This window comes from Streptomyces sp. NPDC033177 (assembly GCF_055577715.1).
This window is the reverse complement of record NZ_JBVIPS010000003.1, coordinates 288,125-299,352: the sequence shown is the minus strand read 5'-3', so window position 1 is coordinate 299,352 and position 11,228 is coordinate 288,125. Positions and strand designations below refer to the sequence as shown.

General features: G+C 73.3%; 9 protein-coding genes. 5 read left to right on the top strand and 4 right to left on the bottom strand.

The window, feature by feature from the left end; genetic code table 11:
- Nucleotides 1-152: 152 nt before the first annotated feature.
- Nucleotides 153-1,193, bottom strand: a complete 1,041-nt coding sequence (locus tag ACZ5U5_RS12450; RefSeq protein WP_469020839.1) for an NAD(P)-dependent alcohol dehydrogenase — start codon at nucleotides 1,191-1,193, stop codon at nucleotides 153-155.
- Nucleotides 1,194-1,469: 276 nt separating this feature from the next.
- On the opposite strand from ACZ5U5_RS12450, the gene ACZ5U5_RS12445 reads away from it, so the two are divergent.
- On the top strand, nucleotides 1,470-2,462 hold the full coding sequence (locus ACZ5U5_RS12445; protein WP_469019897.1) for a winged helix-turn-helix transcriptional regulator: 993 nt from the start codon (nucleotides 1,470-1,472) through the stop codon (nucleotides 2,460-2,462).
- A gap of 108 nt (nucleotides 2,463-2,570) precedes the next feature.
- Here ACZ5U5_RS12445 and argG read toward each other — a convergent pair whose 3' ends face one another.
- Complete coding sequence (gene argG / locus ACZ5U5_RS12440) at nucleotides 2,571-4,019, bottom strand: argininosuccinate synthase (RefSeq protein WP_451208752.1); 1,449 nt, start codon at nucleotides 4,017-4,019, stop codon at nucleotides 2,571-2,573.
- Between the two features lie 109 nt (nucleotides 4,020-4,128).
- Here argG and ACZ5U5_RS12435 point away from each other — a divergent pair, with 109 nt between their 5' ends.
- From ACZ5U5_RS12435 to ACZ5U5_RS12420, 4 genes are all read left to right on the top strand, one after another.
- Nucleotides 4,129-4,668, top strand: coding sequence for a GNAT family N-acetyltransferase (locus tag ACZ5U5_RS12435; protein WP_469019896.1), 540 nt, complete (start codon nucleotides 4,129-4,131; stop codon nucleotides 4,666-4,668).
- Nucleotides 4,669-4,805: 137 nt separating this feature from the next.
- Nucleotides 4,806-6,299: an ABC transporter substrate-binding protein gene (locus tag ACZ5U5_RS12430; RefSeq protein WP_469019894.1), complete on the top strand. Its 1,494-nt coding sequence runs from the start codon at nucleotides 4,806-4,808 to the stop codon at nucleotides 6,297-6,299.
- A gap of 7 nt (nucleotides 6,300-6,306) precedes the next feature.
- Nucleotides 6,307-8,136, top strand: a complete 1,830-nt coding sequence (locus ACZ5U5_RS12425) for an ABC transporter permease subunit (RefSeq protein ID WP_469019891.1) — start codon at nucleotides 6,307-6,309, stop codon at nucleotides 8,134-8,136.
- Between the two features lie 199 nt (nucleotides 8,137-8,335).
- Nucleotides 8,336-9,538, top strand: a complete 1,203-nt coding sequence (locus ACZ5U5_RS12420; protein WP_469020836.1) for an MDR family MFS transporter — start codon at nucleotides 8,336-8,338, stop codon at nucleotides 9,536-9,538.
- Here the strand turns inward: ACZ5U5_RS12420 and ACZ5U5_RS12415 are convergent.
- Both ACZ5U5_RS12415 and cbiQ read right to left on the bottom strand, forming a co-directional pair.
- Nucleotides 9,527-10,390: an energy-coupling factor ABC transporter ATP-binding protein gene (locus ACZ5U5_RS12415; RefSeq protein ID WP_469019889.1), complete on the bottom strand. Its 864-nt coding sequence runs from the start codon at nucleotides 10,388-10,390 to the stop codon at nucleotides 9,527-9,529. The genes ACZ5U5_RS12420 and ACZ5U5_RS12415 overlap by 12 nt on opposite strands.
- Nucleotides 10,387-11,082, bottom strand: a complete 696-nt coding sequence (gene cbiQ, locus ACZ5U5_RS12410) for a cobalt ECF transporter T component CbiQ (protein ID WP_469019887.1) — start codon at nucleotides 11,080-11,082, stop codon at nucleotides 10,387-10,389. The genes ACZ5U5_RS12415 and cbiQ overlap by 4 nt, the downstream gene beginning before the upstream one ends.
- Between the last annotated feature and the right edge of the window lie 146 nt (nucleotides 11,083-11,228).

Genomic DNA, 11,228 nt, shown 5'->3' with positions numbered 1-11,228 from the left:
TGGGGGGGGGGGGGGGGTGTGGGTTCCCCCTCGGGGGGGGGGTTTCCCCCCCCCCCCCCCCCCCCCCCCCCCCCCCCACCCCCCCCCACCCCCCCCCCTCCCCCCCCCCCCCCCCCCCCCCCCCCCCCCACGTCGTGCGTCGCCGTGCCGGGTCAGCCGTTGGGCAGGATGACCGCCCGGCCGTTGATCCGGCCCTCATGCAGGTGCTCGTAGGCCTTGGGCGCGTCCCCCAGTGCGTACGTCTCCACATGCACGTCGATCGCGCCGGAACGGGCCAGGTCTAGGACCTCGATCAGCTCGGCCCTGCTGCCCCAGTACGGGGCGCGGACCGCCGCGTCGTAGGGGGTCGTGCCGAAGCCGACGGCCGCGGCTCCGCCGCCGATGCCGACGATGGTGACGTCCGCCTCGACCGCGGCGCAGGCGGTCGCCGTGGCGACGGTGGGCGGCGCGCCGACGAAGTCGAACACCGCCTGCGCGCCGAGGCCGCCGGTCAGCTCACGGACCCTCGTCGCCGCGTGCTCGTCCGACAGGACGGTCTCGTGGGCGCCGACCTGGTGGGCCAGGCGCAGCTTTCCGTCGGTGACGTCGAGGGCGATCACCCGTGCCGGGGTCAGCGCCCGCAGCAGCTGGATCGCGACGTGCCCCAGGCCGCCGGTGCCGATGACCACGGCGGTGCTGCCGGGGGTCAGCTTGGGCAGGGAGGTCTTGATCGCGTGGTACGGGGTTAGGCCCGCGTCGGTGAGCGGCACGGCGGTCACGGGGTCGAGACCGCCGAGCGGGACCAGGTGACGCGTGTTGTCCACGATCATGTACTCGGCGATGGCACCCGGCGCCCCGAGGCCGGGCGGCAGGATGCCGAGTTCCGCGGCGCGCGAGCAGTAGTTCTCCTTGCCCTGCGAGCACATCAGGCAGGCTCCGCAGCCCCACGGCCCGTAGACGGCCACGGAGTCGCCGACCTCGAAGCCGGTCACGCCGTCACCCAGGGCGGCCACGGTCCCCGCGCCCTCATGGCCGAGGGTCAGCGGCAGCGGGAAGGTCAGTGCCTCCGCGGGCCAGCTCATCACCGCGATGTCGGAGTGGCACACGCCCGCTGCGGTGACCTTCAGGAGTACCTGGCCGGGGCCCGGCTCCGGGCGCGGGACGGTGACCACCTCGGGGGCGGAGCCGACGCTCCGGTACTGGACGGCCTTCATCTCGGCGGGCATGTCGGGGCCTTCTTGCGCTGACATCTGGGATGCCTCTTCTCGTTCTCGGCTCGTGCTGTGCTCTGCTGTGCGCCTGGTGTCCCCCTCGCCTTCGACTGTACTCCTCAAAATGTCCCGATGAGACATGTGACCCACCGGGACATTGCATACGCGTGTCACGCCACCGCCCCCGCCCCGCCCGGCACCAACAAGCCGCGGATCCAAGCGAGTTGCCGAGTACCATCGAAGACTCAGCCATCCACGGGGGAAGGCGGTTCGGCCCGCATGACGCGCAGCTATGACCAGTCCTGTCCGGCGGCACGGGCCCTGGACGTCATCGGCGGCCGGTGGTCCCTGCTCATCGTGCGCGAGCTGCTGCTCGGACCCCGGCGCTACACCGACCTCGTCACCGGGCTGCCCGGCATCGGCCCCAACGTCCTGGCCGAGCGGCTGCGCGCCCTGCGCGATGCGGACATCATCAGCCAGGCCAAACTGCCGCCACCGGCCTCCTCGACGGTCTACGAACTGACCGGACTCGGCACCGCCATGCGCCCGGTGCTCGACGAGCTGACCCGCTGGGGCATGCGGCTGCCGGCCGCTCCCCGGCCCGGCGACGCCTTTCGGCTCAGCTGGGTGCTCGGCTGCCTGCGCGCCAGCTTCCGGCCCGAACAGGCCGGCGGGCTGCGGGAGACGTACGAGTTCCGGGTCGACGGCGACACGTTCCACCTGCGCGTCGACGACGGCGTGCTCGACATCCGCAACGGCGGCGCCACGGACCCCGTCTGTTCCATCACGACCGACCTCGGGACGTTCCTCGCCGTCGGCGCCCGCCTCGTCGACATCGAGGACGCCGTCGCACGCGGCCTCGCCCGGCTCGAGGGTGAACTCACGGCCGCCGCGCGGGTGATCGCCATCCTCGGCGCACACCCCGAGGCGACCGGCGGCCGGCACGGCATCGTCGGAGCCGTCGGGGCCTCGTTCCGCGCCGACCGCGCCCTTGGCGTACGCGAGACCTACGAGTGGGTGATCGGCGATCTCGTCTTCCATGCCCGCGTCGACGACGGCACCGTCGAGACGGGCCTGGGCCCCGCGCCGGACGCCGCCGCGACACTCGTCACGGATCTGGGCACCCTTCTCCAACTGGGCGCGGGCTCCCTGCCGCTCGAAGACGCGGTCAGCGCCCAGGTCATCGACGTGAACGGCGACCTGGAGGCGGCGCTGCGGATGGCGGACGCCTTCGGCGTGGTCCGCGCTGATCGCACACCGGCCACTTTCTGATGTGACCGAAAGCCGCTGACAGCGGACGACGAGAGCAACAGACAGCGGGCCCCGGCGGATCGCAATCCGCCAGGGCCCGCTGTTCGCGTTCGTACGACCGCGGCAATGTCAGTCCGTGCCGGACTCCATCGCGGCACGGTCCAGCATCGACTCCTCGTCCGTGGTCTCGCCGCGCGAGGCGATCGCCTCCGCGCCGCCGCCGTCCATGGCGCCGATCAGACCGGTCGAGGCCGCCTGCGCGGCGCCGATCGGCGTCGGGTGACCGGAGCCGACGAGGCCGAGGCCCGCGTACTGCTCAAGGCGCGCGCGGGAGTCGGCGATGTCGAGGTTCCGCATGGTCAGCTGGCCGATCCGGTCCACCGGGCCGAACGCCGAGTCCTCGGTCCGCTCCATGGAGAGCTTGTCCGGGTGGTAGCTGAACGCCGGGCCCGTGGTGTCGAGGATCGAGTAGTCCTCGCCGCGCCGCAGCCGCAGCGTCACCTCGCCGGTGATCGCCGTGCCGACCCAGCGCTGCAGCGACTCGCGAATCATCAGCGCCTGCGGGTCCAGCCAGCGGCCCTCGTACATCAGCCGGCCGAGCCGCCGGCCCTCGTTGTGGTACGCGGCCAGCGTGTCCTCGTTGTGGATCGCGTTGACCAGGCGTTCGTAGGCGATGTGCAGGAGCGCCATGCCGGGCGCCTCGTAGATGCCGCGGCTCTTGGCCTCGATGATCCGGTTCTCGATCTGGTCGGACATGCCGAGCCCGTGCCGGCCGCCGATCGCGTTGGCCTCCATGACCAGGTCGACCGAGGAGGCGAACTCCTTGCCGTTGATCGTGACCGGGCGCCCCTGGTCGAAGCCGATCGTCACGTCCTCCGTGTCGATCTCCACCGAGGGGTCCCAGAACTTCACACCCATGATCGGGTCGACGGTCTCGAGGCCGGTGTCCAGGTGCTCGAGCGTCTTGGCCTCGTGCGTGGCGCCCCAGATGTTGGCGTCCGTGGAGTACGCCTTCTCCGTGGAGTCCCGGTAGGGCAGCTCGTGCGCGAGCAGCCACTCCGACATCTCCTTGCGGCCGCCGAGCTCCGTGACGAAGTCCGCGTCCAGCCAGGGCTTGTAGATCCGCAGGTGCGGGTTGGCGAGCAGCCCGTACCGGTAGAACCGCTCGATGTCGTTGCCCTTGAACGTGGAGCCGTCGCCCCAGATCTGCACCCCGTCCTCCAGCATCGCCCGCACCAGGAGCGTGCCGGTCACGGCGCGGCCCAGCGGCGTGGTGTTGAAGTACGGACGCCCGCCCGACCGGATGTGGAAGGCGCCGCACGCGAGTGCCGCGAGCCCTTCCTCGACCAGCGCCTCGCGGCAGTCGACGAGTCGGGTGATCTCGGCGCCGTACGCCGAGGCGCGACCGGGCACGGAGGCGATGTCGGGCTCGTCGTACTGGCCGATGTCGGCGGTGTACGTGCAGGGGACGGCGCCCTTGTCACGCATCCAGGCGACGGCGACCGAGGTGTCGAGACCGCCGGAGAAGGCAATGCCGACGCGCTCGCCGGTGGGGAGGGAGGTGAGGACCTTGGACATAGGAAGAGTATGCATGACTTCGCATGGTCATGCAACGTTGCCCGCGTGGGCGGTTCGAACGGTCGGCGATATCGCTGGTGGCGGGCCATATCGGCTTAATGCTTAGGATGTGCAAGTGCTTGAATACCGCATCAAGACGGCCGCCGCCGACGACCTCGGCGCCGCACGAGCCGTCATGCTCGACACCGTCTACCACGACTTCGGCACGGGGTACGTGCCGCGCTGGCACGGCGACATCATCGACCTCGATTCCGCATACCTGAGACCGGCCCGCCACACCCTGCTCGTCGCGGTGGACGAGCAGGACGGGACGGTCGCGGCGACCGCCGCCCTCGACTCCCGTGGCCCCGCGCACCCGCCCAACCCGCGTTGGATCGCCGAGCGCTTCCCCTCTGGAGAGACCGCGCAACTGCGGCGCGTCTACGTGCGGGCCGAGCACCGGCGCCGCGGCCTGGCCCGGCGGCTGGTCAACGAGCTGCTCGACTTCGCCTCGACGGACGGCGGATACGGGTCCGTCTATCTGCACACCGACCCCGCGGTCACCGGCGCCGAGGGCTTCTGGCGCTCCATGGGGAAAGTGGTGCACGACGAACGCGAGGACTCCGGCGGGTCGCGCGTCGTGCACTTCGAAGTACCCATGCAGCCATAGCCACCGGGCACACCGCCGGGCCCCAGCACCCCTCCGCCCAGAACGCACCCCCGACAGCATTAATGGAAATGATTGTCATGTAGTCTTCGTGGCTGCCACCGCACTTCCGGAACCACTCCACCCCGAGAACGAGGACCATGCGCTCCGTCCGCCGCCGTCCCCTCATAGTCGGCCTGCTCGTCGCTCCCCTGCTCACCGGCTGTTTCGCCGCCAAGGACGACGCGTCCGGCGACTCCGCGGAAGGCGCCCGCCTCAAGGTCGCGCTGGCCTTCCCTCCCTCGGAGAACTTCTCCCCGTACGGCGCCGACGCCACCCTCCTCAGCCGCCTCGGCGTCACCGAGGGCCTGACCAAGCTGGACGCGAACGGCGCCGCCGCTCCCGCGCTCGCCGCGTCCTGGCAGCAGGAGAGCGACCGCAGCTGGCTGTTCACCCTGCGCCAGGCCGGATTCCAGGACGGCAGCCGCGTCACCCCGTCCGCCGTCGCCTCCGCCCTCACTCACGCGGGCCAGGCCAAGCCCGTCACCGCCGCCCTGTCGGGAGCCGCCCTCACCGCCAAGGCCGTCGGCGACGACCGGGTCCGGATCACCACCGCTGACCCCGACCCGGCCCTCCCGCTGCGCCTGTCGAGCCCCGGCCTCGCCGTACTCTCCCCCAAGGCGTACGCGAAGGGCGACAAGGTCAGCCCGGTCGGCACCGCCACCGGGCCCTTCGAGCTCACGAAGACCACCGGAGCCACCGCGGCGACCCTGGATCGCTTCGACGACTACTGGGGCGGCCGCGCCCAGGCGTCCGGCGTCGACGCGCGCTTCATCGCCGACGGCACCGCGCGCACCAACGCCCTGCGCACCGGCGACGTGGACATCGCCGAGGCCGTCCCCGTCTCCCAGGCGGCCTCCCTCGACAAGGGCCACGGACGCGAGACCGCCACGGCACGCACCACGGCCCTCCAGCTCAACACGGAGAAGGGGGTCTTCAAGGACCCCGGTCTGCGCGCCGCGGCCCGCGCCGCGATCGACACCTCCGCGCTCGCCAAGGACGTCTACGAGGGCCACGCCGACACCGGCAAGGGCATCTTCGGCCCCGCCCTGACCTGGGCCGACGGAAAGCGCGACAAGCCCGAGGGCCGGGCGGAGGCGGCGGCACCCGGCGGAAAGTCCATCACCCTGGGCACGTACGACAACCGGCCCGAACTCCCCGAGGTCGCGCAGGTGCTCAAGCAGCAGCTGCAGAAGGCCGGATTCAAGGTGACCCTGGAGGTCCGCGAGTCCTCCCGCATCGAGGGCGACGCCCTGGCCGGGAAGTTCGACGCGTTCGTCGGCGCCCGCAACACCATGCTCGACACCGGCGACCCCGTGTCGGTCCTCGCCAGCGACTACACCTGCGACGGCAGCTACAACCTCTCGCAGCTGTGCGACCCCGCGGTCGACAAGGCCGTGCGGAAGGCCGAGAACACGACCGACCCCGCGAAGCGGCAGGACGCGGCCATGACCGCCGAGGCCGAGATCCTCGGCACCGACGCCGTCGTGCCGCTGGTCCACCAGCGGATCATCACGGGCGTCGGCGGCTCCGTACGCGGCGAGATCCTCGACCCGTACGAGCGGACGCTGGTCGCCGCCGGCACCAGGCGCTGAGGGCGGCATGCGCAGGAGCCTCGCCCGCACCGGCGGACCGGTGCTGCTGTGGCGCGTGGTTCTCGCCGCGGTGCCGCTGTGCCTGATCGGCCTGCTGCCCTGGCTGTCGCGCACCGACCCGGCACTCACCGTGCTCAAGGCGCGGGCCGCGGAGCGCACCCCCACCCCCGAGGTCCTGGCGGCCGTACGCAGCGAACTTGGCCTGGACGAGGGCCCGTTGCACCTCCTGGGCCAGTGGACGGGTGGGCTCCTGCACGGGGACGCCGGGCGGTCGTGGATCTCCGGTGAAGCGGTGCTGCCCTCCGTGGTGCAGGCCCTGGGCGTCTCGTTGCTGCTCATGTCGGCGGCGCTGGTGGTGGCCGTCGTGACGGCGGGCGCGGTGTGCTCCCGCACCCTGTGGCTCGGCTCCCGCCGCCGGCTCGCGGGGCGCCGCACCTCCGGTGGCGGAGCCGCGGTCGTCGCAGCGATGCCCGAATTCCTGACGGCCTCGGTGCTCGCCACCGTGGTCGGCGTCCATCTGGGCTGGCTGCCCGCCCTCGGCTGGTACGGGCCGCGGTGGCTCGTGCTGCCCGCGCTCTCGCTCGGGCTGCCCGCCGGGGCCCTGCTCGGGCGGCTGGTCGACGACCTGCTGCCCGGCACCTTCGCCGAACCGTGGACGAGGGCGGCCGCGGCCCGCGGCATTCCGAGCGGACGCATCGCACACCAGGCACTGCGCCGCTGCCTGCCCGGCCTGCTGCCGAACCTCGGCCTCTTCCTCGTGGGCCTGACCGGTGGCGCGGTCGCCGTGGAGCAGATCTTCGACATCCCCGGGCTCGGCCGCTCCACCCTGCAGGCCGCGGTGGCACAGGACCTGCCCGTCCTCCAGGCCGGAACCCTCGCGCTCGTCCTGCTCGCCGCCGTGGCGGGCGGCCTCTTCCGCCTCGCGTCGCGACTGGCGAGCGGTCCGGCGCTGCGGGACGGGGCCCTGCCGACGCTGCATCTTCCGACGCCGCCCGCGCCCAGCCTGCTGCCGCTGCTGTACGGCGGGCTGCTGCTTGGCGTGATCCTCTTCAGCCTGGCCCGGGATCCTCTCGCCCTGGACACCGCGGCCCGGCTCCAGGCGCCGTCCCTGGCGCACCCGTTCGGCACCGATGCCCTGGGCCGCGATGTCCTGGCCAGGGTCGGGCACGGCGCGCTGCACACCCTCGCGCTGGCCCTGGGGATCAGCGCCTTCGCCCTGTTGGCAGGCATCCTGCTCGGGCTTCTGCCGCGCTTCTCCGGCCCGCTCCTCGACACGCTGAACGCGATACCGCCGACGCTCGCGGGACTCCTCGTCGCCGGTGTTGCGGGCAGCGGGGCGGCCACCCCCGCGATCGCCGTGGCCACCGTCGCCTGGGTCCCGCTGGCCGCCCACACGGCCGCCCTTCTCCTCCAGGAGCGCGCCACCCTGCACCTGACGGCGACCCGGAGCCTGGGTGCGGGGCGCCGCCACCAGCTGCGGCACCATCTGCTGCCCGCGGTTCTGCCGCCCGTCACCCGCCATGCGCTGCTGCGACTGCCCGCCGTCGCGCTGGCCCTGGCCGCCCTCGGCTTCCTCGGGCTCGGCGCCCAGCCGCCGTCCCCCGAGTGGGGTCTGCTGCTCGCCGAGAACCAGCCCTACGCCGAACGCGCCCCCTGGGCCCTGCTCGCCCCGGCGGCCGCGCTCGCCCTCCTGGGAGCCCTCGCGGTGACGGCGGCGGGCGGCGTGCCGCTCCCCGGGTGGGTGAGGCGTCGGCGCCGACCCTCCGAGCCGCCCCTCGCGCGGGAAACGCCGCCCTCGAAGCGGGAGTTGAGTACGGCGGGGACGGCCGCCCGGTGACCGGCCGACGTCAGGCGCCGTTGCGAGCGCAGCTCCGGGACCGGCCCGAAGAGTATTCACGCGTGGTCGAAGTACGGCCCGCCGACCGAGAGTTGTCCACGACCGGAGAGGCTGCCCGGTGAGCGATCGACGTCAACTGTCCCTACCCGCGCGTCTCCGGCCCACCAAACGCTCAGGCCGCGAACGGACCTGGCCGCACCTGTCGCCCCTCCTTCGCCTGCTGATCCTGACCCAACTCGCCTTCAACATCGGTTTCTTCGCCGTCCTGCCTTTCCTGGCCGAGCACTTGGGCGCGTCGATCGGCATGGCGGGCTGGCTGGTCGGCCTGGTGCTCGGCCTGCGGACCTTCAGCCAGCAGGGGCTCTTCGTCGTGGGCGGCGCCCTGACCGACCGGTACGGCGTGCGGCCGGTGGTGCTCACCGGCTGCCTGCTGCGGATCGCCGGATTCGCCTGGCTCGGTTACGCGCAGCAGACCTGGTCGGTCATCGGCGCGGTGCTCCTGATCGGGTTCGCCGCCGCCCTGTTCTCCCCCGCCGTGGAGTCCGAGGTCGCCCGGCAGGCGGTGCTCTGGGAGGAGTCGGGCCGCGGCCCGCGCACCCGCGTCCTGGCCCTGCTCACCGTGGCGGGCCAGGCCGGCGCGTTCCTCGGTCCGCTCATCGGCGCGCTGCTGCTCTCCGTCGACTTCCGCACCGTCTGTCTGGCCGGGGCCGGGGTCTTCGTCCTCGTACTCGCCGGGCACCTGTGGCTGCTGCCGCAGCGCATCCCGGGGCGTGTGCGGATCCGCGTACGCGGAGGCCTGGGCGAGCTGGTGCGCAACCGCCGGTTCCTGGCGGTGTGCTGTGCCTACGGCGCGTATCTCCTGGCGTACAACCAGCTCTATCTCGCCCTGCCGGACGAGGTGGAGCGTACGGCCGGGTCGCAGGCGCCGATCGCCTGGCTCTTCGCCCTCTCCTCCCTCCTCGTGGTGACCACGCAGCTGCCGGTCACCCACTGGGCGGCAGGGCGCCTCGACGAGCGCCGCTCGATGGCGGCGGGGCTCGTGCTCATCTCCGTCGGGTTCGCCGTCGTGGCCCTCGCGCGGCCGGCCGCCTGGACCGGCGTGGCCGGGCTGCTGCCCGCCGCCGGGTTCGTCGTCCTTCTCACTCTCGGCCAGATGCTGGTGGCCCCCGCCGCGCGGGCCTGGGTCCCGGATCTCACGCCCGACGGCAGGCTCGGCCTCTACACCGGGGCGCTGTCGTCGGTCTCCGGTCTGATCGTCCTCGCGGGCAGCGCCGTGACCGGCTCGCTCCTCGACGCGGGGCTCCCGCCGTGGGTGCCGTGGCTCGTGCTCGCCGCGATCCCGCTGCTCGCCGTGACGCTGCTGCCGGCCCGCGTCCGGGCCGCACAGCCGTCAGCCGCCTGACGCACCGGGCAGTGCCGACGCCGTGAGGGCCGCCAACTCCTCGGGGGTGCGCGGCCCTTCGCCCACCTCGGCCAGCAGGCCCTTGTTCCGCAGCAGCTCCGTGACGGCGATCCCCCAGGGCAGGCGCAGGCCCGCCTGCGCCAGGAGTTCGCGGTGGGCGAGCATCTCCGCGACCGGCCCGGTGCGTACTCCCGAGGGGGTGAGCAGGGCCGCGTCGTCGGCCCAGCGGAGGGCCAGGTCCACGTCGTGGGTGGCCATCACCACGGTCGTTCCCGCGTCCCGCAGGCCCTGCAGGGTGGCCAGGAGGCGTTCCTGGCCGTCGGGGTCGAGTCCCGCGGTCGGCTCGTCGAGGATCAGGACGCGGGGCCGCATCGCCACGGCTCCCGCGATGGCCGTGCGCTTGCGCTGACCGTAGGAGAGCAGATGGGTGGGGCGGTCCGCCAGGGTGCTGATGTCGAGCGCGTCGAGCGCCTCGGCGACCCGGCCGCGCACCTCGGCGTCCGGAAGCCCCAGGTTCAACGGCCCGAAGGACACGTCCTGTTCGACGGAAGCGGCGAAGAGCTGGTCGTCCGGGTCCTGCACCACCAGCTGGACGGTGGTGCGCAGCCGGGTGAGCCCCTTGCGGTCGTACGTCACGGGGGTGCCCCCCAGGGTCAAACCGCCCTGGACCGGGCGGAGTCCGCCGCTCAGGAGCCGCATGAGGGTGGTCTTGCCGCTGCCGTTGCGTCCGAGCAGGGCGAGCGCGCGGCCCTCGGTGACGTCGAAGTCCAGGCCGCTGAGGACGGTGGGCCCGTCCTCGTACGCGTAGGAAACGGCGCGCAGAGCGACCAAGGACCCGCTCGGCTCGCTCATGGAAGAAGCCTTTCGAGTACGAGGGTGAGGGCGGCAAGGGCCATGAGGAGCACGGCACTTGCGGCCACGAAGGGCCGGGAGATCCGGGCGTCGGGCACGAGCACCCGCAGGGTCCCGTCGTACCCGCGTCCGGCGAGCCCGGCCTGCAGCCGGCCCGCCCGGTCGAAGGCCCGCACGAACGCGGTGGCGCCGAGACCGCCGAGGGAGCGCCAGGTGGCGGCCCGGGTGGTGTGGCCGAGCCGTGCGGCCTGCGCCTGCCGGATCCGGCTCATGGAGTCGAGGAGCAGGAAGCTCATCCGGTACATGACCAGGGCCACGTCGACGACCGGCGCCGGTACGCCCGCCTTCACCAGGCGGGGCAGCAGGTCCGACATGGGGGTGGTGAAGGCGAAGAGCAGGACGCCGAGCGAGGCCGCCGACGTGCGCAGGAGCAGTCCGCCCGCCCGCTCGGGGCCGCCGTCGGCGAGCGTGACGAACCCTTCGGGCCCGCCCAGTTGGACGAGCAGGGTCAGGGCGCCGGTGACGCAGAAACCCAGGGGCACACGGTAGGCGCGCCACAGTTTGCGCGGTGGCACACCGGCGGGCCCGAGCAGCACGGTGAGCGCGACGGCAAGGACCAGGGCGGCACCCGGCCAGGGCGGCAGGGAGACGGCGAGGACGGTGAGGCCGAGCCCGAGCACGGCCTTGTCCACGGGGTGGCGGGGGGGGGGGGGGGGGGGGGGGGGGTGGGGGGGGGGGGGGGGAGGGGAAGGGGGGGGGGGGGGGGGGGGGGGGGGAGGGGGGGGAGGGGGGAGGGGGGGGAGGGGGGGGAGGGGAGGGGGGGGAGGGGGGGGGAGGG